Origin of the sequence: Sorangium sp. So ce1014 (assembly GCF_051521505.1) — a bacterium.
Lineage (GTDB): Bacteria > Myxococcota_A > Polyangia > Polyangiales > Polyangiaceae > Sorangium.
In genome coordinates this window covers 5,017,215-5,043,773 of sequence record NZ_CP150356.1, presented here as the reverse complement: position 1 = coordinate 5,043,773, position 26,559 = coordinate 5,017,215, and the positions used below count along the sequence as shown (strand labels likewise).

The following is a 26,559-nucleotide window of genomic DNA, read 5'->3' as shown; positions in this document are numbered from 1 at the left end:
GCGGATTATCCTGAGGCCGCTGTGTGCCTGAAAGGCGCGGCGATCGTCAACGTAGAACGAACAGCGCAGGCCGAGTGCGCCATCTGCCGAAATGAGCCCGAGGTCCCGGGGGGCAGGGTACCGGCAGGCCCGTCACATCCAGCACACCGAAGAGGAGCGCGACATGGGGATTTTCGATTTCGTGAAGAGCGGCGTCCGCGAGATGATGATCGCGCGCCCGGACGCAGCGAAGCATCTCATCGTCTACAAGCACCCGGACCAGAACGTCCCCTTCTGGTCGCAGCTGACCGTCGACAGCGATGAGTGTGCCCTCTTCTTCAAGGACGGGCGGTATGTGGGCTACCTGCCGACGGGGCGCCACACCCTCCAGACGCAGAACATCCCGTTCCTGAACAACCTCGTCAACAAGTTCACGGGCGGGGACGTCTTCATCGCCGAGATCTTCTTCGTCAAGACGCAGCCGGTCCGCGGCGTGCCCTTCGGCGGGCCGCTGGAGTCGATGGAGGATCCCACCCTCTACGAGTTCGTGACGCCGCGCATCTTCGGTGAGTTCTCGCTGGTCGTGGTCGATCCGGTGCGGTTCGTGGTCGGTTACCACGGCCAGTGCGGCGGCAGCGGCGACAACGACGTCGTCCTGAGCTGGATCAAGGGCAAGTTCTTCATGAGCGTGAAGACCGTGATCGGCCAGGTCTGCGCGCAGCAGCAGAAGAGCCTGCTCAACCTCGGCGGCATGAGCATGGAGCTCGGCGCCCGCATCGTGCAGTCCGCGCCGAACCTCGAGGAGATCGGCTGCAAGATCCTCGAGATCGGCAACTTCAACATCAACTTCTCGGCCGAGGACCAGAAGCTCCTCCGCGAGGCGAACAAGGCGCGCGGCGAGGCGCGCCGGGGGATCGGCGTCGCGCAGGACTCCGCCCGCGCGAAGCAGTTCGAGCTCGATCAGCGGTTCCAGCAGGACGCGCGGTACGTGCAGCAGCTGGCGGGCAACTGGCAGAACTACGCCGCCGGCCAGGCGATGATGGGCGCCGGCCAGGGCATGGCGCAGGGCGGCGACGGCGGCGGGGTCGCGGGGCTGGGCGCCCAGGTGGCGATCGGCGCCGGCCTGGCGCAGGCGATGAACCCCGCGCTCGCGGCGCAGGGGCAGCCCCAGTTCGTGCCGCCGCACATGCAGCAGCCGGGCCACCCGGGCGCGCCGCAGCAGGGCTACCCGGGCGCGCCGCAGCAAGGCTACCCGGGCGCGCCGCAGCAGGGCTACCCGGGCGCGCCGCAGGCCGCCCCGGCCGCGGGGCCGTCCATCGAGCAGCGCCTGGAGCGCCTCGCGGAGCTCAAGAACAAGGGCCTCATCACGGACGAGGAGTTCCAGGCCCGCAAGACGAAGATTCTGGAGGAGATCTGAGTCCTTCCGGGCGCTCCGCCCGCCGCGCCCGGCGACCCGTGGGGGGGCGCCCCCCGCGTTCGCCATCTGACGCCATCTGATCCGAAACACCGCACGCGCTTTCGGCTAGACTCGCCGAGGTGCCCGTCACGCTCCGCATGGCCGGGGATGCTCAGCCTGAGATGACCGCCGGCGAGTCCGAAGCTGCCGAGCTGTTCCATCGGGACGACATCCCGCGGCCGCACGGAGACACCCTGGCCTCGCAGCCGCCACCGCGCAGCGATGCGCCGTCCGTCCACAGATCGGCGCCCCCTGCGCGCAGCGAGGCGCCCCCTGCGCGCAGCGAGGCGCCCCCTGCGCGCGGCTCGGCGCCCCCTGCGCGCGGCTCGGCGCCCCCTGCGCGCGGCTCGGCGCCCCCTGCGCGCGGCGAGGCACACATGGCGCTGCCGCCGCTGCCGGCGCGCAGTGACGGGTTCGCGGCGCGCCGGGGGAAGGTGAAGCAGGTCCCGCGCGCGCGGCGCTGCCCGACCTGCAAGCTGACCTTCTCCGGCGACTCCCGGTTCTGCCCGTTCGACGGCGACCCGCTCGCCGACGCGCCCGACTGGAACCCGTCGGCCGATCCGCTGCTCGGGCGCACGATCGACGGCCGCTACGAGGTGCAGGCGGTGGTCGGTGAGGGAGGGATGGGGACGGTGTACGAGGTGCGCCACAAGTCGCTCGGCCGCCTCTTCGCCCTGAAGGTGCTCCGGCGCGACATCGCGCAGGACGCCGAGCTCGTCGCCCGCTTCATCCAGGAGGCCAAGGCGGCGGCGGCCATCGGTCACCCCAACATCGTCGCGGTGAGCGACTTCGGCGCGATCGAGGTCGAGCCGGGGCAGCCGGAGCTGCCCTTCTTCGTCATGGAGTTCCTCACCGGGACCTCCCTCGCGTCGCTGCTGCGCACCGAGCGGACGCTGCCGTCCGAGCGGGTCGGCCAGATCATGCTCCAGTGCGCCGCGGCGCTCGGGGCCGCGCACGCGGCGGGCGTCATCCACCGCGACCTCAAGCCCGACAACGTCTACCTCGTGCGCAACGGCGATCAGGAGTTCGTCAAGCTGCTCGACTTCGGCGTCGCGAAGGTCACAGGCGGCAAGCGGCTCACGCGCATCGGCATGGTGTTCGGGACGCCGCACTACATGAGCCCGGAGCAGGCCGAGGGGAAGCGCATCGACGCGCGCGCCGACATCTATGCGCTCGGCGTCCTCATGTACGAGTGCTTCGCGGGGCGCGTCCCCTTCGAGGCCGACACGTACATGGGCGTGCTCACCAAGCACATGTACATGTCGCCCGAGCCGCTCGAGCAGGTGATGCCCGACGCCTCCGCGCTCGGCGCGTTCGGCCCGATCGTCATGCGCTGCCTCGCGAAGAACCCCGAGGAGCGCTTCGCCTCGATGGCCGATCTCGCCGCGGCCATCGAGCTCGCCGTCGAGGCGCCGGGGCGCGCGACCGTCACCATGCTCCAGGACGAGCACCCGCGCCGCGAGCCGCTGAAGCTGCGCGAGCGCGACGAGATGCTCGGCCCCGTCCAGGTGCCCAGGGAGGCGTCGGAGCCGCTCTCGATGGGCGCGCGCGTCGCGATCGCGCTCGCGGCGATCCTCGTGCCGATCGCGATCGCCCTCGGCTTTCGCGCGCTCCGCGCCTCGGCCAGCGCGGCGCCGCCCGAGGCCGCCGCCGCCGGCGCCCTCCACGCGACGACGGCGGTCGACGAGCCGCCCGACGAGCCGCCCGCGGCGGCGGCCCCGGCCCCGAGCGCGGCGACCGCGCCGCCCGCGCAGGAGCCATCCCGCCCGCACGGGGCGCCCGCCGCGAGCCCGGCGAAGCCGGCCGCAGCGACGGCCCGCCCGGCGGCGACCGCCGCGCCTGCCGCTTCCCCCGAGAGGCCGCAGGCGACCGGCGATATCATCGATCCCTGGAAGCACTGATCGCGCGGGCGGCCCACGACGAAACCTGGCCTTTGCAGGCGTCCTGTGCGCACCATGGGCGCCGTCGATCGCCGGGACCACGGCGGCGGGACGAGCGATCGACGGCAGCGGCGACGCTCCGGGCGGAGCGCTTGACAGCGTCCGCTCGGGCTCGCCATCCTTCGCGAGGCGGAACCCTCTAGTGGCCAAGCAACAGCTCCTCCTGGTCGACGCGGATCCACGCAGCGTTCGGGTCCTCGAGGTCAGCCTGAAGAAGGCCGGTTACAGCGTGACCACCGCGACGGACGGCGCGGACGCCCTCGCGAAGCTCGAGGTCTCGACGCCGGACCTCGTCCTCAGCGACACCCGCCTGCCCCACGTGGACGGCTACGCGCTCGTCCGCAAGATGAAAGAGCACGCCGACTGGGCGTCGATCCCGGTTGTCTTCCTCACGAGCCAGCGGTCGATCGAGGACAAGATCCGCGGGCTCGAGCTCGGGGTCGAGGACTACCTGACCAAGCCGATCTTCGTGCGCGAGCTCATCGCGCGGGTGACGCTGCTGCTCGCGCGGCGGACGCGCGAGGGGATCACGACGCGCCATTTCTCGACCACCGGGCGGACGAGGTTCTCCGGGTCGATCCTCGACATGAACGTCGTCGATCTTCTGCAGACGTTCGAGGTGAGCCGGAAGAGCGGGATCGTCCACCTGTCGCACGGGGACAACGAGGCGCAGGTCTACTTCCGCGAGGGCAAGGTCGTCGACGCGACGCTCGGCCGGCTCTGCGGCGAGGAGGCCGTCTACCGCGCGCTCCTGTGGAACGAGGGGACGTTCGAGGTCGAGTTCTGCAAGGTCGACAACCCCGACGTGATCGAGACGTCGACCCAGGGCCTGCTCATGGAGGGCATGCGCCGGGTCGACGAGTGGGGCCGGCTCCTCGAGGTGCTGCCGTCGCTCGCCACCGTCTTCGAGGTCGACAGCGAGGAGCTCCTGGAGCGGCTGAACGAGATCCCCGACGAGCTGAACGGGATCCTGCGCCTGTTCGACGGGAAGCGGACGCTGATGCAGGTGGTCGACGCGTCCCCGTTCGAGGATCTCTCGACGCTCTCCACCATCTCGAAGCTCTACTTCGAGGGGCTGCTGGTCCCCGCCGCGGCGCTCCCGCCCGATGACGTGGTGCCGAGCGAACCGGAGGCGGCGTTCCACGACGAGTTCTCGCCGCTCTCGTCGCCGTCGGGGGCGCGGCGCTCCAACTTCCCGGACGGCGTGCCGGGGAACGCCGGCTCCGACGATTTCGAGGATGCCGCCGTGGTTCCGGCGCCTCTCTCGACCCGGCTGTCGCCGGCGATGCTCCCGCGCTCCCGGCCCGGATACGAGCTGCCCGCGCCGGCGGCGGACCCCGACGCGGAGTCCGCCGGGCGTCCGGTGACGGCCCGCAGCGCGGTCCACGGGGCCCCGGCGGTCGGCCGGGCGAACGCCGCGGCGGGGCGCTCGGGCACGGCGGGGCGCGCGCCGTCGGAGCCTCCGCGCACGGCGGGGCGCGCGCCGTCGGAGCCTCCGCGCACGGCGGGGCGCGCGCCGTCGGAGCCTCCGCGCACGGCGGGGCGCGTGCCGTCGGAGCCTCCGTGGAGCGCCGCAGCGAGCGCCGCGCGGCGCTCGGGCGGCGCAGCACTGGGCCGCGTGCCGTCGGAGCCTCCGCGGGGCGTCGCACCGGGCGCCGAGGCCGTCCCGGCTTTGCGCGCGCGTGCCGAGATCGACATCGACAAGGACACCACGCTCAGCAGCAGCGACGAGGCCCCGCTCACGCGACCGCTGGTGACGCCGCGCAGCTTCGCGCAGAAGCACCGCGCCGCGAGGAGCGACAGGCCCGCGGCCGCGACCGCTCCCGCCGAGCAGCGCCCCCGATCCAAGCCGCCCGAGCCGCCCGCGGCGACGCCGCCCGAGCCCGCGGCGGAGCCGGCCGCCGCGCCGCCGACCGCCGGCGACGAGCGCGCCGCCGCTGGGCCTCCGCCGACGACCCCCACGCTCCGGCCCCGCCCGCCGAGCGACGCGCCGCCGGCCGTCACCATCCCACGCGAGGCGCTGCGCGGCGAAGCGACGGCCGCGGAGGCGCGCTCGTTCGACGCTGCCGCGGCGCCGCCGGCGGGCCTCGCGGCGGCGCTGGACCACGCGCCACCGAGCGACCCCGGGCCGATCAGCGAGAGCGAGCGCTTCTTCCTCGGCGGAGGGGTGGACGCGCCCGAGCGGATCCTGACGCAGGAGCATCCCTCCGCCGAGGACACCGACACAACCGCCGGCGCGGTCGAGGCCACGCTCTGGCGATCCCGCCCGGAGGAGCGCCGGGCGCGCATCACGCGGATCGTCGCCGGCCTGGTCACGGCGCTCGCGATCGGAGCCGCCAGCGTCTGGCTGATCAGCCAGACGCGGCACCCCGTACCCTCGGCTCCGGTCGATGCGCCCCTGCAGGCGGAGCAGCAGAGCTCCGGCGCCGCGATCGAAGCGGCTCCGGCCGCGCCGGAGGCGGAGCCGACCGCCGCCGCGGGGCTCTCCACGGCGACCCCGGCCGACACCTCGGCCAGCGAGCCGGCCGACCTCGCGTCGGCCGCGACGGCCGGGCCAGCCGCGGCGAGCCCCGCCGCGCCGACCGGAGCGCCCGTCCAGCAGGGCTCGCCCGCGCCCGCCGTCCCGGCGCCGCCGCCGGGCGCATCGTCGACCGCGGGCCACGCCGCCGCACCGGCGCGGGCGGCCTCGCCGAGCGCCCCGGCGTCACCGCCCGCTGCGCCGGACGAGGAGGGCGGGTCCCTCTCGGCCCGCGTGATGCGCGCCCTGGAGTCGGGGCAGGCCGGCAAGGCGGTGCAGCTCGCGCAGCAGCTCACCGCCGCCTCGCCTGGGAGCGCCGCGGCGTGGCACCTGCGCGGCGCCGCGGAGCAGGCCGCGGGGCGCGGCGGCCGGGCCTCGTTCCGCAAGTGCGCCGAGCTCTCCTCGGCCGACTCCCCGCTCGGCGCCGAGTGCCGCGCGCTCGCCGGCATGCCCTGATCGCCCGGGCCGCGCGCGCTCAGCGCGATCGCGACCTGAGCCGGGGATCCAGGGCCAGGGCCGCGAGGTCGAGCGCCACGGTGGCGAGCACGATGGCGGCCGCGGCGAAGAGCACCGTCCCGACGATGAGCGGGCCGTCCCGGTTCTGCAGCGCCTCGACCGCCATGCTCCCGACGCCCGGCCAGCGGAAGAGCTTCTCCGTGACGATCGCGCCGCCCGCGAGCGCCCCGAAGTCGAGCGCAGCGAGCGTGGCGAGCGGCAGCAGCGCGTTGCGCAGCGCGTGGACGACGAGCGCGCGCAGGCGAGAGGCGCCCTTGGCCCGCGCGGTCCGGATGAAGTCCTGACGGAGCAGCGTCCGGAGCTCCTCGCGGACGATGCGCGCGTAGAGGGCGCTGCCGAAGATGCCGAGCGTCAGCGCCGGCAGGACGAGCGAGCGCAGGTGATCGGCCGCCGTGGCGCCGTACCCGTCGTACGGCAAGAGCCGGAGCTTGTAGGCGAGCACGTACTGCAGCGCCGGGCCGATCACGAAGGTCGGCGCGCTGGCGCCGAGCAGGGTGGCGCCGAGCGCCGCGTCCTCCCAGGCCGTCCCGCGGCGGGCCGCCGCGACGATCCCGAGCGCGAGGCCAAGCGCCAGCTGCACCACCAGCGCGGCCAGCGCGAGCTCGACGGAGCGCGGCACCTTCGCCTCCAGCAGATCGACGACCGGCTTGCGGTAGTGGAAGCTGTAGCCGAGATCGAGGTGCACGCCGAGCGGCCCGGCCGCGCAGCTCCGGTGCTCCGGATCGCCGCGCGCGCCCTCGGGCGGGACAGCGGCGCCGCCGTCGCCCCGCGCGGGGCCGAGGTGGACGAGCCGGCGGACGAAGCGCGCGAACTGCACGTGGACCGGCCGGTCCAGCGCGTAGATCGTCCGCACGCGATCGAGATCCGCCGCCGAGGCCTGCGGCCCGACGAGCATCCGCGCCGGGTCGCCGGGCAGGAGGTACGCGATCCCGAACGAGACGGCGGTGACCCCGGCGATCAGGATCGCCGCCCACGCGAGGCGCCGGAGCAGGTGCGCGAGCGCGGCGCCCATCGCGGGAGCGCGGCCCGATCGAGGCGAGGAGGTGCGGCGCGTGGGCGGGGGGCTCATCGCGGAAGGGCGGCGCGCGCGAGCAGCGCGCGGAGCGGTCGGGCGGTGGGGGACGTGCCCGCGCGCGGCCCTCCGCCGGCCGCGGGCCGGGCGGACGGGTCGAGCCAGACCTCGTGGAAGTGCCACGGGATCACGGCGGAGCGCTCGTAGCCGCGCAGGTAGGGATGCCAGAGCTCGAGCTGGCGCATCGTGTACGTGGGCACCCAGGGCGCGAGATCGCGGACGACGCGCTCGGCGCGGGCGTAGAGCGCGAGGCGACGCGCGCGGTCCTGCTCCGCGTGGGCGGCGTCGAGCGTGCCATCGAGCTCCTCGCTGCTGAAGAAGGCGTAGTTCTGCGAGCCCTCGTCGCGGATGGCGCGCGTGGAGAGCGTCGGCTCGAAGACGCTCGCCGGGTCGGGGAAATCGGCCTGCCATCCGACCCAGCCCATGGGGACGGCGCGGCGCCGCGACGCCTCGGCGAGGTAGGTCGCCCAGCTGACGAGCCGCAGGCGGACGCGGAGGCCGATCGTCGCGAGCTGCTGCTGGACGATCTCGCCGATCGCCTGCTCCAGGGTGTCAGGGATCGCGATGTAGTCGACGACGCCCGGGTAGCCGCCCTTCCCGGTCGCCGGGTCGTACGGATAGCCGGCCGCGGCCATCTGCGCGAGGGCGCGCGCGGGGTCGTGCCGCCGCATCGGCTCATCGCGCGGGGGGCCCGGGATCGACGGCGGCAGCACCCGGTCGAGGGCGACGAGATCGGGGCGCACCTTCTCGAGCACGGAGGGGTCGAGGGCGAACGCGACCGCGCGCCGCACGGCGAGCTGGTCGAACGGCGCGAGCTCGGTGTTGAGGAAGACGGCGTTGGTCCGGTTCCGGTTCACCCAGCGCATGCGCCCCTGCCACCGGGGATCGGCGCGGTAGGTCGCCGCGTCGATCGCCGTCAGATCGCGCAGGTAGTCGAGCTCGCCCTCCTCGAACTTGTAGCGCTGGGTCGTCGCGCGCATCCCTGTCTGCCACTCGATCGCGTCGAGGTACGGCAGGCCCGGGCGGAAGTACCCCTCGTGCCGGGCGAGCCCGATGCTGCCGTCCTGGTCCCACCGCGCGACGCGGAACGGGCCCGCGCCGCACGGCGGCGGGGGGCGCGCAGCGTCGACCACGGCGCCGGACGAGGGGCACACCGGCGCCATGAACGCGAGCGTCATGCGGGGCAGGAACGTCGCGTCCGGCGCGCGCAGATCGATCGCGACGGTGTGATCGCCGAGCACCCGCACGCCCGCGAGGTGCGGCGCCGCGCCCGCGTGGAACTCGGCGAACCCCTCGATCATGTCGTACTGGCTCGCGCCCGGGCTCGGCGTCCCCGGGTGGAGCGTCCGCTCGATCGAGCGCTTCACGTCGGCGGCGCGGAGCTCCGCGCCGTCGTGGAACCGCACGCCCTCGCGCAGCGTGAAGACGTACGTCCGGCCGCCGCGCTCGACCGCGATCGCGCGCGCGAGCTCGGGCGTGAGGCGGCCGTCCCGGTCCCACGTGACGAGGCGGGCGAAGACGAGCTCGGCGACGGCGCTCGAGAGCTCGTCGTAGGCGATCGACGGGTCGAGCGTGCGGGCGTTGACCGTGGTCGCGAGGCGCAGGGTCCCGCCCCGCACCGGCGCGCCGGAGGCCGCCTCGTCGCCGAGGGGAGGGCGCACGCGGCGCGGCGAGCCGCCCGAGAGCAGGAGCAGCGCCGCGCCCGCGACGAGCAGATCGACCGGCAGGCGCCGGCCGCGCGGGAGCTCGGCGCCGGCGGGATCGAGCGCGTCGCGGAGCCCCTCGCTCGCGCGGTGGAAGCCGAGCACAGCGAGCAGGATGGCGAAGCCCGGCGCCGCGACCAGGAGCGGCTTCACCCCGAGGTACGGCTCCGCCTCGTGCAGCATGCGGCCCCAGGTCGCGGTCGGCGGCTGCACGCCGACGCCGAGGTAGCTGAGGGCGGCCTCGGCGAGGATCATCTGCCCGGCGTTGATCGTCGCGAGCGCGAGCAGCGTCCCGCCGACGTTCGGCAGGACGTGCCGCCGGACGACGTGCAGCGGCCCCGCGCCGAGCGCGCGCGCGGAGGCCACGAAGTCGCGTTGCGCGAGCTCCACCGTCTTGGCCCGGACGACCCGCGCCGCCCCGGTCCACCCCGTGAGGCCGAGGACGAGCAGGATCGTCCCCGCGTCCGCGCGCCCCACCGCGACGCCGATCGCGGTCACGAACAGGAGGTAGGGCAGGGCGAGGATCACGTCGACGAGCCGCATGAGCGCGCCGTCGAGGGCGTCCGCCCGCGTGCCCGCGGCCATGCCGGCGGCGACGCCGACGAGCGCGCCGAGCCCCGTGGCGAGGGCCGTGGACGAGAGCGCGATGGCGAGCGAGAGCCGCGCGCCGTGGGCGAGGCGCGCGAGGAGGTCGCGGAAGAGCGGGTCCGTCCCGAGCCAGTGGGCGGCCGACGGCCCGGGCGGCGCGCCGAAGGCGTCGCGGGACAGGCCGAAGTCGCTCGCGTTCGGGTCGTGGCCGACGACGGCCGGCCCCGCCGCGGCGAACAGCGCGAGCAGCGCGACGATCCCGAGGCCGAGCAGCGCCGACCGGTCGCTCAGGAAGCGCCGCGCCACGTCCTCGCCGAGGAGGGCCCGGCCCGCGCGCTCGCCCGCCCGCGCCGCGTCGCGAGCGAGCCGGGTCCAGCGCGCCGCCGCCGTCACCGCTTCCCTTCGAGGAACTGCGTCACGAGCGCGACGAACTCCTCGGGCCGCTCCTCGTGGGGCGAGTGCCCGGCGTCCATGATCTCGAGCATCGCGCCCGAGATCTCGCGCGCCAGCCGCTGCGCGCCCGCGGCCGGGAAGATGCGGTCGTCGCGCCCCCACACGACGAGCGTCGGCGCCGTGATCCGCGTGAGGCGCGCGACGACGGGGCGCGCGTCGAGCACCGCGCGCATGACCGCGTGGGCGCTCTCGCGCGCCGAGGGGGCGTTGAAGAGGTCGTAGTGCCGGTCGACGCGCGACAGCGGCACCGCCGCGTCCGCGCGGAACACGTTGTCGCGGAAGAACGACCGGAACATCCCGCGGCCGTGGAGCTGCTTGAAGACGATGCCGCCGACGATCGGCAGGAGCGGGAGCTTCATCCGGAAGCTCATCGGGAACGGGTAACAGAGCGCGTCCTCCAGGACGAGCCGCTGCACGAGCTCCGGGTGGTCGGCCGCGAGCGTGATGGCGACGGCCGCGCCCATGGCGTGGCCGACGAGGTGCGCCCGGCCCACGCCGAAGGCGGCGATGAGATCGGCCACCGCCTCGGCGAACGTCTCGATCCCGTAGGCGTACCGCGCTGGGCTCGGCTTCTCGCTCTCGCCGAACCCCGGCAGGTCCGGGACGATGACGTGGAAGCGCTGGGCCAGCGCGTCGATCACGTCGTCGAACTCCAGGTGGCTGACGAGGAAGCTGTGGATCAAGAGGAGCGCCGGGCCGTTGCCGGCCCCGGCGACCAGGACCCGCATCCTGACACCCCGGGCGGTGACATCCCTGATGACGCGCTCGACGGGTCGGGGGGCGGCGGGCGAGGCCGCGCCCCGACCCTCGCTGGCAAGGGCCTTGGCCATGGTGGCGACGAGACTATCAGCCCTTTTGTCTGAAAGGACCGATGTGTGTCAGGGTAAGGGCCATGCCGCTCCACGAGCCCCGCTGCGGGACGGGCGCCTCCTCGCTCCCACCCATTGCGCTCCGCGTCGCAATTTTCCCGCCTCGCCCCCGGCTTCCCGATGTGCGGAGCGGATCGAGCCCCGGTGCCGACGGACGAAAAATGTCCGAGGCATGTCAAGAACCCCGGGAAAGCACCGCGTCCCGCGACAGCCACACAATAATCGTGGTCGCGTCAATTGACTGTATTCCATTCAGTGGAATAGAGTCGCCCGCGTCGGTTGGGTAGGGCCTCCGGCAATCGATGGGAGGACCGGTGCAAAGGATCCCCGAGGACGTGCTGAATCGCATCGAGCGGGAGCACGCCCAAGGGATTACCTCGAGCGATATCCTCGAGCTGTTCGCGGCGCATGGCATCAAGTTCAGCGAGGCGACGCTCCGGAAATATGTGCAGCTCGGCCTCCTCCCGCGCAGCGTGCGGGTGGGGCGCAAGGGCAAGCATCAGGGCTCACAGGGGATGTATCCGGCCACGGTAGTCCGCCAGGTTCAGCGCATCAAAGAGATGATGGCCCAGGACTACACCATCGAAGAGATCCAGCGTGAATTCCTGTTCGTGAGAGGTGATATCGAGGAGCTCGAGCGCACGATGACCAAGGTCTTCAATGCGCTCAGGGACGCCGCCAAGGAGAGGCGGAGCGAGACGAGCGGCAGGGCGATCGCCCTGGACCTCGCGAGCGCGGAGACGCTCGCGCGGGAGCTCGTCGCGAAGCTGTCGTTGATAGAAGAGCGCTTGATGGCGCAAGCGCGGCTCACGAAACAGGCGGCATCCTCTTGAGGGGCCGAGTCGCAGGATCTCTCGTCTTCGTGAAGTGAATGGGGCCGCGAGCGCGGCCCCGCCTGGGTTTGACGCGATCGACGGGACGAGCACGGCTCGTTTCGTCGCGATTTTTTAGGGACGGCATCCGGCGTTACGTCGGGCAAGGAGCGGGATCTCTTTGCGCTCGAGCTGGGACTCGGGCGCGTGGGGAGACGCGCGCGCTTGAGAGCGGAGACGCTACCAAACGGAGGCAGCGCATGGCGACGGTGTCTGACAGCGAGCTCGAGATCTTCGGCCTGGACGGAGCGGATGCGGCGGGGGGTGACTGCGAACCGGCGGGCTCCAGTGAGCCAGTCGTGGAGGGCGCTCTCGCGCTCCAGGTCGACCCCGCGGCGCCGGGAAACCCCATCACGCGCGAGCAGCGCAGGTCCCGGAGGAAGCGCGAGATCCGGGCGCGGACGATCAGCGTCAAGCGCATGACCAAGCGCGAGCTAGAGATCGGCCGGATGCTGTACCCGGAGACCGATTACTACAAGCCGCGGACCCGCGCCGAGTGCGTCGACGGCCCGAGGCCGTGCCCGTACGTCTCGTGCCAGCACCACCTCTATCTCGACGTGTCGGCCAGGACGGGCGCCATCAAGCTCAACTTCCCCGATCTCGAGGTCTGGGACATGAACGAGACGTGCGCGCTCGACGTCGCGGATCGCGGCGGCACCACGCTCGAGGACGTGGGGGCGATCATGAACCTGACGCGCGAGCGGATCCGCCAGGTCGAGGTCAAGGCGCTCGCGAAGCTCGAGGCGCTGAAGGACATGTCGGCGCTGCGCGAGTTCGTCGACGAGGGCCCGGTCGGCAAGCGCCGGCTCCCGGTGCTGACCCAGCCCGAAGAGGACGAGGACGAGGACGAGGACGAGGTCGCGCTCGACGAGGATGAGGACGAAGACGAGGTCGCGGCCGACGCGGAGGACGAGGTCGTCGAGGCGGCGCCCCCCGAGCGGACGGCGGAGATCGAGGACGCCGGCGACTTCGACAGCGGGGAGTGATCAGTCGGGCCGGGCCTCCACGGTCACGATCGCGTCCGCGCCGAGCGCGCCCGCCAGGAAGGCGCGCCACGCGGCCAGCGTGGCCTTCGCCGGCGGCGTGCGGGGGGCGCGGCCGTTGAACAGGTGGATGAGCCGGCGCCGGGGCTCCGCGAGCGCGTCGCGCTCTCGCCGGGTGACGTGGGTCTCGGCGCGGCCGAGGTCGGCGTCGGTCACCCGCTGCGCGAGGCCGGCGAGGAGCTCCTTCACGCGGGCCGAGGCCTCGTCGAGCTCCGCGCTCGGCGCCCGGATCTCGACCGCGAGCGCCGCCGCGCGCGTGCCGCCGAGGACGCGCGCGCTCGCGCGGGCCGTGAGCTGCCGCCTCGGGGCCGCGGCGTCCGCCGCGGGAAGGGCCGCCGCGCCGAGGGCGGCCGCGAGCAGGCCGCCTTCGCCGTTGAGGGCGGCGACCGTGAGCTCCGCGAGCTCGCGGGCCGTGGTCGTGGCCTCGCGCGCGGCCGGGAGCCGCGCGCCGACGACGGCCTGCGACAGCGGCGTCCCGGCCGGGAGGCGGGCGTCGTGGTGACCGAGCCGGGGCACCACCGCGCCGTCCGGTGAGGCGCACCTGCGCGACGCGAGCCGCGGCGAGAGCCAGCGCTCGGCGGCCTCCTCCGCGGCGGCCGCCTGCGACGCGTCGGCGTTCGCGAGGACGGCGAGCCGGAGCGGGCCGGTCGCGAGCGCCTGCCAGCGGAGCTGCACGGTCTCGAGCGCGCCGCTCGCCACCCGGTCCCAGACGCCGAACGGCTCGATCCAGGACGGGTGGTCGGGCGCGATCGCGGAGGCGAAGGCCTCGAGCGCCGCGGCCCGCCCGCCGGAGAGGCGCTCCAGGTGCTCGAGCGCCGCGGCGCGCGCCAGCGTGAGCGCCTCGGGGCCGGGCGTCGTCGCCGCGACCGTGCGCGCGGCGGCGCTCGCGACGCGGCGCCCGAGCTCGGCCGCGGTCTCGCGGTCGTCGCGGAACGGCGCGTGCGCGATGACCCCGACCGCGTCCGCCGTGACCCAGGGCTCGATCGTCACGTCGAGCTCGCGCCGCCGGGTCTGCACGGCGGCGAGCGCGGCGAGCGCCGTCGCGCCCGCGTCGTACACCCCTTCCTCCGCGACGCCGCACGGGCTCGCGAGCAGGACCCAGACCTCGCCCTGCCCGCGCTCGACCAGCGTGCGCCGCTCCAGGGCGGGCTGGGCCCCCGCCGCCAGCGCGCGCCCGAGCTCCGTCTCGAAGCGCCGCTCGCCGGCCTCGCCCGGCGCGGCGGGCCTCGGCGGCTCGGCGCTCGGGGGGAGGCCGAGCGCCGTCGCCCACCGCTCGGCCGGCGCGTTCGGGGCGGTGCCCGAGAGCGCCCACCAGGCGGCGCGCGCGCCGGCGTCGCGCGGGTCCTGCGCGGTGAGGATCTGCCGCGAGGCGGTGGCGGGGCTCGGCGGCGCCGCGAGGCCGCGGCGGATCTCCTGCCGCGCCACCGCGACCGCGAGCGCCGCCGAGGTCTCGACGGGCGGCGCCGCCGGCAGATCGGAGGCCTCGAGGGTCACGCTGACGCAGCCGCCGCGCGGGCGGGCGACACCGAGCACCTCGACGGTGCGGAACGGGGAGGGGAGCGCCGAGAGCCGCGCCCGGAGCGGCGACCCCGGCGCGCCGAGCCGCTCGGCCGTGGCGACCGCGGCCTGCGGGCTCGCGACGCGCACGGCCACGGTGACGCGGGCGGCCCGCCGCTCCAGCTGGTTCGTCGTGTACACGCCGATCGTGTCCGCCGCCGGCCACGCGTCCGCGGGCGGGCCGCCCGCGGGCCAGCGGTCGACGCCCTCCGCCGCGCGGGCCGCCTCCGCGCAGAACGCGGCGGGGCCGACCGCGGCGATCGAGGTGCGCCCGGCGTGCAGCGCCGCGGTCCGCCACCCCTCGAGCTCCCGCACGCCCGCGGGCGTCGCCAGGTCGACCACGGGCTCGGCGCCCGCGAGGCCCAGCCGGCCGGTGCACGCCGCGACCGGCGAGAGCTCCGGCGCGTCGAGCGGGCTCGATCGGAGCGCCTGGAGCCGCTCCATGGCCCGGGCGACCTCCGGGCTGCCGGCCACGAGGGGCTGAGCGAACGCCGCCGCGAGCGCGCGCAGGAACGGCGCGACGCGCGCCGCGTCCCGGACGAGCAAGCGCACGCGGAAGGCGCTGCGGTCGATGCGCGCGTCCACGTCGAAGCCGGCGGCGACGAGCCGCGCCTCGACCACGCTGGCGAGCGCCGTCGTGGCGACCGAGCCGAGATCGGTCGCGACCGAGACGACGAGCGCGGGCGCGGGGTCGCCGTCGCGGGAGACGAGCGTGAGCCGCGGCCGGGCGTCGAGGTTGCGCACCTCGATGCGGCCGACGCTGCCCTCGGGCGTCGAGACGAGCGCGCGCCCCGGCGCCGTCGGGCCGCCGGGCGCCGCGCCGCTGCAGGCGGCAAGCAGGACGAGCGGCAGCGGGAGCGCGGGCCTCAGGGAGCGCATGCGTCGTCGGCCGGCAGGGGGGCGCCTTCCAGCTGGAAGTCGGCCGGGCATCGCGGGGCGATCTTGAAGCCGTAGAAGTAGGTGAGCACGCCGGTGACCGAGCCGAAGGACGCGCCGCCTCCGAGGGGCGGCCCGTCGGCTTCGAGATCGTAGAGCTCGTTCGAGACGCTCGGGACGTCGGCGGCGGGCACGCCGGCGCCCACGTTGAGCCGCGCCGTGTACCGGCCGCCGCTCCTCGAGGGGTCGCCGACGGTCTGGACCCCCTCGATCCGCACGAGCATGCCGAGGTAGCTGCGCGCGGTCGCGTAGCTCGTCAGCTCGTCGAGCGGCACGCGGATCGGCTTCGCGGGGCCGTCCTCGAACCGGAAGCTCATGGTCCCGCCGATCTCGGGCAGGGTGCGGCAGCCGGGGAACCGGCCGGAGGAGGGGCCGCGGAACTCGGTGAGCACGCCGAGCAGGTCGACGACGTCGCCGGGGAAGAGCCGCAGGTCCGGGGGGCTGAACGCGGGCTGGAAGACCGTCATGCCCGAGTAGGCGACCGGCTCGTCGGCGCTGTCTTGCACGTAGTAGTTGCCGTGCGCCCCCTCGCCGGTCTCGTCGAAGCGGTCGATCGCGAGGAGCGTCGCGGCCGTGACGCTGACGCGGCGATCGGCCGGCACGCCCTCGCAGTCCTCGCTGTCCTGCGTCCTGGGATCGGCGTTGAACCACGCGGCCTTGCCGACGAGATCCACGATGCGGGCGCCGCCGCCGCGCTCGTCGGCGAGGGGGATCGAGGGGGCGTCTCCGTTGCCGCCGCCGCACCCGGCGAGCAGCGGGACGGCGGCCACGGCGGCGGCCGCGAGCGCGGTGGTGATGCGGAGCGGGGGGGCCATCCTCTCCGGCTCATACCACAGGGCCGACGGCCGCCGAGCCCCCTTCGGGGGAGGGGGTGGCTCAGGCCGCGAGGCTCGCGCCGGACAGCATCGCCTCGAGGCGGCTCTGGATCTTGTGCCGCTTCGAGTACACCGTCTTCACGCTGATGTGCATCCGCTCCGCGATCTGCTCCGGGGGCAGGCCCTCGCCGAAGTAGAGCGCGACGAACTCGCGGTCCTTGTCGGAGAAATCGTGGAGCACCTGCCCCACGATCGCGGCGCGCTCGCGGCGCTCGGCGTGCTCCTGCGGGGAGGGGCGCTCGCAGGGGAGCTCGACCGCCGCGTCGTCGAGCGGGGCGCAGCGCGGCGCGCGCCGGGCTCCGCGAAGGTGGTCGTAGGCGCAGTGGACGGCGAGCGTGCCGATCCAGGAGCTCAGCCGCGTGCCGCGGTCCGCGTCGAAGGTCCGCAGCTTGCGCATGTCGTTCGAGAGCAGCTGCATGAGCAGCGTCGCGTGGATGTCGCGGATGTCGTCCTGCGCCACCACCGCGGAGAAGCGGGCGATCACGCCGCGGATGCAGCGGTGGACCAGCCGGTCGTACCGGGCGTGGAAGACGCGCCAGGCGCGCTCGTTCCCCGTGATCATCTCCTTCACCAGCACCCCTTCGGCGATGTCGCCGAGGTCTTCCGAGCATCCCTTACCGCCAAGAGGCAAGTCGTTGGGCATGCCGGGCCCAGTGCACCCGACGTGCCAGCGCCGTCAGCGGTGGATAGCAGGGAGGCTCGTCGGCGGCGTGCGACCGTGGCCCTGTGACCGTACCTCGCGAGCTGTTAACGAGGGTTCACTGCACGCCGGGGACAGCGCGCCGGCGCGGCTTTCAATCGCATCTCCGCGGGTGCGAGCGACGTTCCGCGATCGTGCGCCGCGCGGCGGGACGAGGTGCGCCGCGCGGCGCCCCCGCCGCGAGGAGGTGACCCCCGCTACCAGGATGGAAAGATCCAGCCGCGCGCCCCGGGCCGGCGCCGCTCCGGCGACGCCGGCGCGCATCGGGGTCTGCGCGCGGCCCTGTTTCGGGTTATGGACCGATCGTGCTTTCCGGCCGTGCTCTAGCCCTTGCGGTCCTCGCGTGGTCGCTCCTCAAGGTCGTGGTGCGCCGTCTCTTCGACGGGCCGAGCGGGCTTGCGCTCTTCCGCGAGAACTACGACGCCGACGGCCTGCCGCCGCTCTCGCCCGCCGAGCGCGCGGCGCTGCCCGGCTTCTCCCGTTGCATCGCGTGCGGGCGCTGCGATCTCGGCGAGGCCGAGCGCATCGCCGCCTCCAGGGGGGCCTACCCCGGGCTCATGACCGTGGTGCTCGCGTCCTCGCGGAGCATGCCGGACTTCGACGCCGCGGCGCTCGCGCTGGCGCACGTGCCGGAGGAGGTGCTCGCCGAGAAGGAGCAGGCCTGCCCGACCGGGGTGCCGTTCCGCGAGCTGGCCAGGTTCGTGCGGTCCAACGCCAGGGCCCAGGCGGCGCTGTCCGCGGACGGGGCGGGGAACGCGCCCGCCGAGCTGGCCCTCGTCGCTGCGGTGATCCCGCCCGCGGCCGCCCTCGACCCCTCGTCGGCCGACCGCGCCGCGCCCGAGGCGACGTGATGACGTTGGCGGGACGTCGCGCCGCGGCGAGGGCGCTCGGCTTCCTCTTTCTCCTCTGCACCCCGGCCTGCTCCGCGCACCAGCCGATCCCGGCCCGGACGAGCGGCGACGCGCCGCCCCTGTCCACCGACGTCTCCCGCCCGCCTGGCCCCGTGGCCGGGCCCGGGCCGGGCCGGGCCGGAGACGACGACCTGGACGAGGAGGACGGCCGCATCTCCACGCCGATCGCGCCCGCGAGCGCCCGGGGCGCGGCGAAGGGGGTCCCGATCCAGCGCGGGCGCGCCACCTATTACGCCGACAAATTCAAGGGCCGCGCCACCGCGTGCGGCGAGCCCTACAACCCCCGCGCGCTCACCGCCGCCCACCGCACGCTCCCCTTCGGCACGCTCGTCGATGTGATCCGCCGGGACGGCCGCCGCGTGCGCGTGCGGATCAACGACCGCGGCCCGTTCAAGCGCGGCAGGATCATCGACCTGTCGCGCAGGGCCGCCGAGCGGATCGGGCTCATCAAGGACGGGGTCACCGACGTGTCGCTCGAGCTCATCTGGAAGCCGGCGCGGCGATCGCGCTGATCGCGCCGCGGCGCCGGCCGTCCAGGGGCTTCGACCCGCGGGCTGCTACTGGACGAGGCTGAGCCGCGGGGCCGCGGCGAAGGCGGCGAGGTGGCCGCTCTCCTCGGCGACGTAGACGTCGCACCGCTCGTCGACCCGCAGGAGATCCGGGATGAGGTCGGTCGGCACCTTGCCGAGCAGCGCGCCGTCGCGTGGCCGCACGACGTGCACCTCGCTCTGCGGCACGAAGAGCGCCCCCGAGCGGAGCACCGGCTCGAGGCGCCGCGGCCGGTCCCCCTCGACGCCGCCCGCGAGGACGTGCCGGTAACGGACCGCGCCGTCGTGCGCGCCGACCCCGACGAGCTCGCCCGTCTCGCTGTTCACCACGACCACGTCGTCGACCATGAGGCACGAGGCCGTCGCCGCGCACGCGGTGAGATCGAAGCGCGTCGCCCCGGTGCGGCGATCGATCCCCACGAGCCCGGTGCCGCGCCGCCCGTGGGTCACCACGCACACCGTCTCGGGCCCGAGCAGCGGCGCGCCGACCGGCGCCACGTGCTTCGGCAGGTCGACCGTCCACCGCGCCTCGCCCGACCACGGGTCGAGGTGGTGCAGCCGCGCCCCGCCGCGGCCGACGAACGCCCCGTCGCCGGCCAGCGCGAAGAGCGCGTCGTGATCGACCGCCACCGGCGACGCGAACGGCAGTCGATCGCAGAAGCGCCAGACGACCTCGCCGCTCAGCACGTCGAGCGCCGCGAGCGCAGGCTCGCCGCTGCCGACCACGACGAGCTTGCCCGCGCGGCGCAGCCGGAAGTTCTCGCCGCGCCGCGCCGCATAGCGCCAGCGCACCTCGCCGGAGTAGAGGTCCACCGCCGCGAGGTGGCGCGTCCCCTCGCTCACGATGAGCATCCGGGGCAGCCCCGGCGCGCTCACCACCGCGCCCGAGGCGTTCGCGCCGACGCGCGGCGAGAGCCGCGCCGACCAGGCCACCTCGCCGGTCGACAGCTCGTGCAGCTGCAGCGTGCCGTCGGGCAGGAGCCGCCCGAGGCCGACCGGCGTCATCACCGAGACCGCGCGCGGCGCCTGCTTGCGCCACAGGCACTCGCCGGTGCGCCGATCGATGCAGGTGAGCTCGCGCGTCGAGCCCACGACGAGCACGTCGCCGCAGAGAAAGGTGGCGCGGAGATCCAGCGAGGGGATCGCCGCGACCCACCGGGACGTGAAGCGCAGCCGCGTCCGCCCGAACGTGTCCTCGGTCGCGGCCTGCGGGCGCGCGGCCGCCGCGAAGGCGCGGTACGTCTCCGGGGCCACGTTGATCTTCGCGTCGTTGCGCGTCAGCTCGCGGAGCCGCTCGGCGAGCTCGCGCACGCGCGCCCGGAACTCGAACAGGCGCAGGTTCGACGTCTGCCCGCGATCGCGGCGCACGAGGCTGCGCGCGAGCGCCCTCCCAAACGCGACGACGCCCTGGGCGAGCGCGGCCACGTCGACGGCGGGGAACGTCCAGGTCTGCGCCCGCTCCTCGGCGCCCGCGAACGGCGAGCCGCGGCCGAGCGCGCGCGGATCGGCGGGCGGGACGCGGCCCACGCGGGGCACGCCGAGCGTGAGCGAGAGCGCCCCCTCGCTGTGCAGCCGCACGCCGAGGATCGCGCCGCCGACGGTCAGCCGCCGGTGGTAGGGCTGCCGGCGCGCCCACGCGTCGAGCGACTCGAGCGACAGCGACGCGAGCTGCTCGGCGAACGGGAAGATGAAGACGTCGGGCAGCTCGCGCGCCTCCTCGCCCACGAGCACGCGGATCTTGCCGCGGAAGAGGAGCGAGAAGAGGTCGGCCCGGAGCACGGCCGGCTGCGCGAGCGCCGCGCCAGGGGACGTGCGCAGGAGCGCCTCGGCCGCGATGGCGATCGGGATCTCGCCGGTCGGCTCGACGCCCACGATGGCGGGCTCGCCGCCCGCCTCGTCGGGCGAGAACGGCAGGGCGGCGGCGAGGCACCTCCGCGCGGTCTGGAGCCGGTGCTCGCCGAGCCCGCCGTGGTCCGCGTCGTTGCGGGGGAAGGAGGCGTCGCGGCGCGCGCCCGAGCCCCTCCGCGAGGCGAACCGATCGACGGCCGCGAGGACGCGCGCGCAGAGCGCTTCGCCCTCGAAGCGCCGCTCGTGCAGGGCGACCTCGGGCACGTCGCCGCCCTGGAAGACGGTGACGAGGAGGTCGCGGCCCACGCGCTCCAGCCCGAGCTCCCAGGGGTCGGGCTCGAGGCACAGCCGCACGACGGCGCGTGCGCGGCGTCCGGAGGCGAGCTCCGCCGCGGCCTCGGCGAGATCGCAGAGCAGCGGCAGCGCCTCGGCCTCGGCGCGTAGCGGCAGCGCCGCTTCATCGAGTGGAGGAGGCGCGTTGCGCGCCCCCTCCAAGACGAAGCCGAGCACATCGTGCAGCGACGTGCGCTCGAGCTCCGGTGAGCATCGGGTGGTGTCGGCGACAAGGGACAGTCCGGGCATCCGTCGAGGGATGCTAGGCATCGTGGGGCCGGGTCCTAAGTTTTGTGCGCGGATAGCCGCGGAGTGGACAAGCACGTGGCACCTGACTAGACAGCGCCGGCGCCTGGCGCCCCCGCCGCTGCTGCCGCTCGACGAGCCCCGCGGCGCGAGGACGGCCCGAGGTCGCGACGGGCGGCGCGCAGACTGGTTGGAAATCCAACCGGACGTGCAACAATCCGCCCCCCGACCGCCATGCCTCCCGAAAGACCGCCCCACTTCTCGATGCTCCGGTCGTTCGCGCTGGCCGATTTCTTCACGCTGGCGAACGCGGCGAGCGGCACCCTCAGCATCCTGCTCTGCCTGCACTACGTGGCCGAGCGCGAGCGCATCTATATCTGGGTGGTCTTCGGGCTCCTGCCGCTCGCGCTCGCGTGCGACGTCCTCGACGGCACGATCGCGCGGTGGCGTCGCCGGCACTCGCCGCTCGGGGCCGATCTCGATTCGCTGGCCGACGTGGTCTCGTTCGGCGTCGCGCCCGCGGTGCTCGGCTACGCGCTCGGCCTGCGCGGTCCGTGGGACGCCGCCGCGCTCGTCTACTTCGTCGCCTGCGGGATCAGCCGCCTCGCGCGGTACAACGTGACCGCGGCCGAGCTGTCGGACGATCGCGGGAAGGTGCGCTACTACGAGGGCACGCCCATTCCCACGAGCCTGCTCATCGTGCTGCTCTTCGGGGTGCTCTTCGCGCTCGGGCGCGTGCACGAGCAGCTCTGGCTCGGGTCCATCGCGCTCGGTCCCTGGGCGTTCCACCCGCTCAGCCTTGTCTACGTCGTGAGCGGCAGCGCGATGGTCAGCGGCACGCTGCGCATCCCGAAGCCATAGCGGCGAGGCTCACCACGATGCTGGCGAGCCCACCGCCGGCCCCGCACGCCCTCGGGCTGGCCTTGGCGCTCACCGTCGTCGCCCTGCGCCGGTGAGCGCTCCAGCGGACGCCGACCCGGCCCTGCTCCTCACCGCCTTGCCTGGCCGCGCGCCCCCGGGCAGGCTTCGCCCATGGGCCAGCCCGCCGAGAAGCCGCGTCGCGCCACGTACGCCGACCTCGAAGCCGTGCCGCCGAACAAGGTGGCGGAGCTCATCGCCGGCGTGCTCCACGTCATGCCCCGCCCGGCGCCGCGCTACGCGCGCGCGTCCTCCCGGCTCGGCATCAAGCTGGGTGGGCCGTTCGACCTGGGCGACGGTGGGCCCGGCGGCTGGCAAATCCTGGACGAGCCCGAGCTACACTTCTCCGACCCAGACGCGCCCGGCGAGATCGACGCGCTCGTCCCCGACCTCGCCGGCTGGCGCCGAGAGCGCATGCCGGAGCTGCCCGAGACCGCCTATTTCTCGCTCGCCCCGGACTGGATCTGCGAGGTCCTGAGCGCATCCACGGAGGGCGTCGACCGCGACGAGAAGATGCCCGTCTACGCGCGCGAGGGCGTGCTCCACGCGTGGCTTGTCGACCCCATCCAGCGGACGCTGGAGGCCTTCTCCCTCATCCCGGGCCGGGGCTGGGGGCCCGCGGTGGTCCACCGCGACGCCGCGCGCGTGCGCGTCGAGCCGTTCGACGCCATCGAGCTCGATCTCTCCCTGCTGTGGGCAAAGTAGCCGCAGCGGGTCACGGCTCCGGCTGAACGCGGCCTGGCCGCGCGCTCACCGGCGCATCGAGCGCCGTCGCTCTCGATCGCGGGCCCCCCGCGGCGATAGACTGGCGCGATGCGGCCCTGCAGGAGCTGTGGTGCCTCCCTGGAGGCAAGCGGTCGTGGGATCACGTGTCCGCGCTGCGGCGCCGAGAACCTCGTGGTGGCAGGCGCGGCGGCCGCTCAGCCGGGCGCCCCGGTTGCCGCGCCGGCGTCGGGGCCGCCCCGGGCGGTGAAGGTGCTCCTCGCCGTGGCGATGGTCGCGGTGGGGGTCGGCTTCGCGGTGATGTTCTTCGCGCGCGTCGAGCCGCCGCGGGATCCCGCGCCGCAAGCGCGCCACCTCTCGACACAGCTCGACGCGCTCTGCTTCGTGGACGCGAACGGCGACGACGCGCCCGACCCGGTCCTGTGGCAGGACGGCAAGACGCGCGGGCGGGTGGTCGCCGTCGATGGACGCAGCGGGCAGTGGCTCTGGGCCTCGCAGGAGCTCGAGAAGCCGGACGCGCTCGCCTGCCCGGACCAGAGCACGGTGCTCGCGGGCGGCACGGTGCTCGCGGGCGGGGAGAACACCACGCTGCATGCGCTCGACGCCCGCACGGGCAAGGCGCGCTGGGCGGCGAGCCTGCCCGGGGTCCCCGACGAGGTCGCCGGAGGCGAGGGCTGCGCGACCGTCGTGATGAAGGACGGCTCGGCGACCGGCATCCAGCTCGAAGGGGGCGCGGTGGCCGACTGCCCGACGGCGCCGCAGCCGTCGGCGATCACGGGGCAATTTTGGGAGCGCAAGAAGAACCCCCAGGTGGTCCACGTCGGCGACGTGGAGGTCGTGCTCACGACGCCGGCCGAGGGGCCGCCGCGCCTCATCGCCGAGGGGCGGCGCGGCGGCGCGTCGCTCTGGAAGAGAGAGCTCCCGGCGCGCGCGCCGCGCTCCGGCGGGCGCCCGGATCTCTTCCTTGTCGCGAGCGGCGGCGCCGCCATCGTCCTCGGCGTCGACGTCGTGGGGGGCACCGATCTGCGGATCCTCGCCCTCGATGCCGCGTCCGGGGCCAGCCGGTACGAGCGCGCGGCGGGCTACCTCGGCGACCGGCTCGTTGCGGCGAAGGCCGCGGGCCCCTACGTGTACGTCGTGAGCGGCGCCGCGGTGAGCGGCGCCGCGCTGCGCGCGATCGACCCGGCGAAAGGAGCCACCGTGTGGCGCGCGACCGCGCCGCCGCCCCCGTGAGCCGGCCCGGCCTCCGCGCGCTCAGCAGAGACAGCCGACGAAGGTGCCAGAGAACAGCGGCCGCTCCATGACGGCGGCGCCGCACGTCGGGCACGTGTCGCCGAGCTTGAGCTCGCGGGGCGGAGGCGCCGGCTTCGCCGGCTGCGCGCCCGCGGAGACGCCGGCGACGGAGAGCGGCTGGAACTCCAGGATCGACACGCGCGAGAACCCCTGCCTCGGCGTGGCGCTGCGCTGCGGCGACGCCAGGAGATCCTGCTTGCTGCAGACCGGCAGGATGGGCCGCGACATGTTGATGTAGGCGAGCTCGGCCGTGTAGAGCGCCGGATCGAGCATGCGCGGGTCCTCGGGCTGGACGATGCCGTGCTGGAAGGCCTCGATCAGCATATCGACGTCGGTGCGCGCGTTGCGGTTGCGCGCGGCGTCGACGAGGAAGAGGCCGTTGCCGTAGTAGGCGGCGTTGAGCCAGAAGCCGGTGCCCGCGGTGTGGTAGCCGCCGGTCGCCCATCTGTACCCGCGCAGCGATCGGACGTGGGCCGTCAGCGCGTTCGCCAGCGCGTACGACGTCATGCCGAGCGGCAGGAGGCTCACGAGCGCCGCCGGGTGGAAGTTCAGGCAATCGCTGCAACAGACAGGCACCGTCGGCACGAGCGCCTGCGTGGGATCGATGCAGACCTGGACCTCCGATTCGCTGCGATAGCAGCCGGTGAAACAGGAGTGCCGCTCGACGGCGGCCAGGAGCGCGGCGGGAAGTGCCATGCGCGCAACTATACCGTCCACGAGGGCGCATGGCTGCCACGAGGCGCCGTGTCGTCGTCGCCGTCCACGGCGCGAGCGGCACGGCGGACCCGGGCGTTCGCGACGTCCGCGCGCCCGGGCCCGTACGTCCGTGGTTCCTCGTGGCGCGTGCCCGCGGCGACGCGTGCCCGCGGTGACGCATGCCCGCTTGCCCGCGCGTCCATGCGGTCGCGGATGCACGAGCGCAATTGCGTCCCTCGTGCGCCTGCCACACGATCGCCGGGCGTGGTGATGGCCGTGCAACCCGAGCGCCTGCTCCTCCGCCGATGCGTCCTCGATGGAGCGCGCGCGGCGGAGCCTGGGAGTCGGTCCAGGGCGCGCGTCCGGTCCTCCTGCACATTCCAGTGCCGCGCGGACGCACGGATCGCGTGACGGGGCGGAGGCGCTCGCTGCTCGTCGCGCTCGCCGGCGCCCTCTCGGCGCTGCTCCCGGCGCTCGCGCTCTCGGGGTTCACGGTCGACGACGCGCTGATCACGGCGCGCTACGCGCACCACCTCGCGCGGGGGCTGGGCTACCGCTTCAACGCGGCGGGGCCGGTGACCGACGGCGTGACGCCGCTCGGGTGGGCGTTCGTGCTGGCGCCGTTCGCGGCCGCAGGCCCGCTCGCCGCGCTCGCGGCCGCGAAGGCGCTCGGCGTCGTCGCGTGGACGCTCGCCGCCGGAGCGCTGGCGCTCGCGATCGATCGGGCGTCCGACCGGCCCGTGCGGTTCGCGGCGCTCGCGCTCGTGCCGGCGTCGGCGCCGCTCGCGGCGTGGTCCGCGGCGGGAATGGAGACGGGCGTCGTCGCGGCGCTCGGGGCCCTCTCCGTCGCGCTGCCCGCGCTCGGCAGCGCGCTCGCCGGCGCGGCCTGCGCCGGGGCGGCGGCGGCGCTCCGGCCGGAGCTCCTGCCGTTCGCGCTCGTCGTGGCGCTCGCGGCCCAGGCGGCCCCGCGCGCCGAAGGCGCAGGCGGCGTGCCGCCTCGACCGGAGCGGCCCGCGTGGGCCCGCGCGCTCGCCGCGCTCGCGCTCGCGGGCGGGCCCTTCGCCGTGGTGGCCGTCACGCGGCTCGCGATCTTCGGGCGGGCGGCGCCGCTCGCCGCCCTCGCGAAGGCGCCGGACGTCGCGCTCGGGGCCCGGTACGCGCTCGCGTGCTTCCTCCTGACCGGCCCGGTGGCGCTGATCGCGCCGGTCGCGTGGCGGGCGCTGCCGGCGTGGCCACGCGGGCTGATCGCGGCGATCGCCGTGCACTTCCTCGCGGTCGCGGCGGTCGGCGGCGACTGGATGCCGCTGTCGCGCCTCGTCGTGCCGGCGCTGCCCGCGGTGGCGCTCGCGGCGGCCCACGTCGCCTCGGCGGCGGACGCGCGCGCCACCGCGCTCCGGATCGCGCTCGCGCTCGCGGGGCAGCTCTTCGTGATGATCCGGGTCGGCCCCACCGCCGCGCGCGTCGGCGGCGACCGCCTGCGCGTCGTCGAGGAGCTCCGCGGCGCGCTCGCCGGGGCCGAGGTCGTCGCGGCGCTCGACATCGGCTGGCTCGGGGCCGCGACCGGCGCGACGCTCGTGGATCTCGCGGGGGTCACGGATCCGGCCATCGCGGCGCTGCCCGGCGGGCACACAACGAAGCGGATCCCCGGCGCGCTGCTGGACGCGCGCGGGGTGGACGCGCTCGTGCTGCTGCTCGCCGAGGGGCAGGCGCTCGCGTCGCCCTGGACCGCGTCGCGGTTCGCGCGCGGGGTGGAGCAGCACCTCGCGCGCCTGCCCGGCGCCGGCGAGGCGTTCGCGCCGGCGGCGGTGAGCGGCGTGCCGCACCTCCGGTACGTGGTGCTGCGGCGGCGCGCCGGGGAGGAGGGCGCGGGCGTCGCGCCGCGCTGACGCGGTCGCCTTGGCGGTGCGCCAGCGTGCATGCGGCGCTGACGTGGGCGCGGCCGAGGTGCGCCGGCGTGCTCGCGACA

19 protein-coding genes are annotated in these 26,559 nt (G+C 75.1%); 11 read left to right on the top strand and 8 right to left on the bottom strand.

The genetic code is table 11. The features are described from left to right. Positions 1 to 163: 163 nt before the first annotated feature. The 3 genes from WME75_RS19115 to WME75_RS19105 all read left to right on the top strand — a co-directional run bounded on the left by WME75_RS19115 (position 164) and on the right by WME75_RS19105 (position 6,349). Positions 164 to 1,396 carry an SPFH domain-containing protein gene (locus tag WME75_RS19115; protein ID WP_437492842.1) on the top strand — a complete coding sequence of 411 codons (1,233 nt, stop codon included), beginning with the start codon at positions 164 to 166 and terminating at the stop codon, positions 1,394 to 1,396. 119 nt (positions 1,397 to 1,515) lie between these two features. Beyond that, on the top strand, positions 1,516 to 3,336 hold the full coding sequence (locus tag WME75_RS19110) for a protein kinase domain-containing protein (protein WP_437492840.1): 1,821 nt from the start codon (positions 1,516 to 1,518) through the stop codon (positions 3,334 to 3,336). Positions 3,337 to 3,517: 181 nt separating this feature from the next. After that, positions 3,518 to 6,349 (top strand): response regulator, encoded by a 2,832-nt coding sequence (locus tag WME75_RS19105; protein ID WP_437492838.1) that lies wholly within the window; start codon positions 3,518 to 3,520, stop codon positions 6,347 to 6,349. Positions 6,350 to 6,368: 19 nt separating this feature from the next. On the opposite strand, the gene WME75_RS19100 is transcribed toward WME75_RS19105, so the two are convergent. Genes WME75_RS19100 through WME75_RS19090 form a run of 3 tightly spaced genes read right to left on the bottom strand, consistent with a single transcriptional unit; the run spans position 6,369 to position 11,055 of the window. Then, entirely contained in the window at positions 6,369 to 7,421 is a 1,053-nt protein-coding gene (locus WME75_RS19100) for an ABC transporter permease (RefSeq protein ID WP_437492836.1), read from the bottom strand. A gap of 53 nt (positions 7,422 to 7,474) precedes the next feature. Continuing rightward, complete coding sequence (locus tag WME75_RS19095; RefSeq protein ID WP_437492834.1) at positions 7,475 to 10,165, bottom strand: ABC transporter substrate-binding protein; 2,691 nt, start codon at positions 10,163 to 10,165, stop codon at positions 7,475 to 7,477. After that, positions 10,162 to 11,055: an alpha/beta fold hydrolase gene (locus WME75_RS19090; RefSeq protein WP_437492832.1), complete on the bottom strand. Its 894-nt coding sequence runs from the start codon at positions 11,053 to 11,055 to the stop codon at positions 10,162 to 10,164. Before WME75_RS19090 ends, WME75_RS19095 begins: the two co-directional genes overlap by 4 nt. Before the next feature lie 374 nt (positions 11,056 to 11,429). Here WME75_RS19090 and WME75_RS19085 point away from each other — a divergent pair, with 374 nt between their 5' ends. Together WME75_RS19085 and WME75_RS19080 are read left to right on the top strand one after the other, a co-directional pair. Then, positions 11,430 to 11,927 carry a MerR family transcriptional regulator gene (locus WME75_RS19085; protein WP_437492830.1) on the top strand — a complete coding sequence of 166 codons (498 nt, stop codon included), beginning with the start codon at positions 11,430 to 11,432 and terminating at the stop codon, positions 11,925 to 11,927. Positions 11,928 to 12,166: 239 nt separating this feature from the next. Beyond that, entirely contained in the window at positions 12,167 to 12,952 is a 786-nt protein-coding gene (locus WME75_RS19080; protein ID WP_437492828.1) for a sigma factor-like helix-turn-helix DNA-binding protein, read from the top strand. On the opposite strand, the gene WME75_RS19075 is transcribed toward WME75_RS19080, so the two are convergent. The 3 genes from WME75_RS19075 to WME75_RS19065 all read right to left on the bottom strand — a co-directional run bounded on the left by WME75_RS19075 (position 12,953) and on the right by WME75_RS19065 (position 17,020). After that, positions 12,953 to 15,445, bottom strand: a complete 2,493-nt coding sequence (locus WME75_RS19075) for a hypothetical protein (RefSeq protein ID WP_437492826.1) — start codon at positions 15,443 to 15,445, stop codon at positions 12,953 to 12,955. Beyond that, a complete protein-coding gene (locus tag WME75_RS19070) occupies positions 15,433 to 16,317 on the bottom strand; it encodes a hypothetical protein (RefSeq protein ID WP_437492824.1) in 885 nt (294 codons plus the stop codon). The genes WME75_RS19075 and WME75_RS19070 overlap by 13 nt, the downstream gene beginning before the upstream one ends. A gap of 61 nt (positions 16,318 to 16,378) precedes the next feature. Next, on the bottom strand, positions 16,379 to 17,020 hold the full coding sequence (locus WME75_RS19065; protein WP_437492823.1) for an RNA polymerase sigma factor: 642 nt from the start codon (positions 17,018 to 17,020) through the stop codon (positions 16,379 to 16,381). Between the two features lie 362 nt (positions 17,021 to 17,382). On the opposite strand from WME75_RS19065, the gene WME75_RS19060 reads away from it, so the two are divergent. Together WME75_RS19060 and WME75_RS19055 are read left to right on the top strand one after the other, a co-directional pair. Beyond that, complete coding sequence (locus WME75_RS19060; protein ID WP_437492821.1) at positions 17,383 to 17,928, top strand: hypothetical protein; 546 nt, start codon at positions 17,383 to 17,385, stop codon at positions 17,926 to 17,928. Then, positions 17,928 to 18,500 carry a septal ring lytic transglycosylase RlpA family protein gene (locus WME75_RS19055; protein WP_437492819.1) on the top strand — a complete coding sequence of 191 codons (573 nt, stop codon included), beginning with the start codon at positions 17,928 to 17,930 and terminating at the stop codon, positions 18,498 to 18,500. The genes WME75_RS19060 and WME75_RS19055 overlap by 1 nt, the downstream gene beginning before the upstream one ends. 45 nt (positions 18,501 to 18,545) lie before the next feature. On the opposite strand, the gene WME75_RS19050 is transcribed toward WME75_RS19055, so the two are convergent. Further along, positions 18,546 to 20,966 (bottom strand): PQQ-binding-like beta-propeller repeat protein, encoded by a 2,421-nt coding sequence (locus tag WME75_RS19050; RefSeq protein ID WP_437492817.1) that lies wholly within the window; start codon positions 20,964 to 20,966, stop codon positions 18,546 to 18,548. Between the two features lie 231 nt (positions 20,967 to 21,197). Between WME75_RS19050 and WME75_RS19045 the strand changes: the two genes are divergently transcribed. The 3 genes from WME75_RS19045 (at position 21,198) to WME75_RS19035 (ending at position 23,837) form a co-directional block, all read left to right on the top strand. After that, positions 21,198 to 21,824 carry a CDP-alcohol phosphatidyltransferase family protein gene (locus tag WME75_RS19045; RefSeq protein ID WP_437492816.1) on the top strand — a complete coding sequence of 209 codons (627 nt, stop codon included), beginning with the start codon at positions 21,198 to 21,200 and terminating at the stop codon, positions 21,822 to 21,824. 171 nt (positions 21,825 to 21,995) lie between these two features. After that, complete coding sequence (locus WME75_RS19040; RefSeq protein WP_437492814.1) at positions 21,996 to 22,586, top strand: Uma2 family endonuclease; 591 nt, start codon at positions 21,996 to 21,998, stop codon at positions 22,584 to 22,586. Between the two features lie 195 nt (positions 22,587 to 22,781). Next, positions 22,782 to 23,837, top strand: coding sequence for an outer membrane protein assembly factor BamB family protein (locus WME75_RS19035; RefSeq protein ID WP_437492812.1), 1,056 nt, complete (start codon positions 22,782 to 22,784; stop codon positions 23,835 to 23,837). A gap of 21 nt (positions 23,838 to 23,858) precedes the next feature. On the opposite strand, the gene WME75_RS19030 is transcribed toward WME75_RS19035, so the two are convergent. Further along, the gene (locus WME75_RS19030) at positions 23,859 to 24,593 is read right to left on the bottom strand and encodes a hypothetical protein (RefSeq protein ID WP_437492810.1); all 735 of its coding nucleotides are present in this window, start codon (positions 24,591 to 24,593) and stop codon (positions 23,859 to 23,861) included. Between the two features lie 407 nt (positions 24,594 to 25,000). On the opposite strand from WME75_RS19030, the gene WME75_RS19025 reads away from it, so the two are divergent. Continuing rightward, positions 25,001 to 26,479: a hypothetical protein gene (locus WME75_RS19025; RefSeq protein WP_437492808.1), complete on the top strand. Its 1,479-nt coding sequence runs from the start codon at positions 25,001 to 25,003 to the stop codon at positions 26,477 to 26,479. Positions 26,480 to 26,559 lie beyond the last annotated feature (80 nt).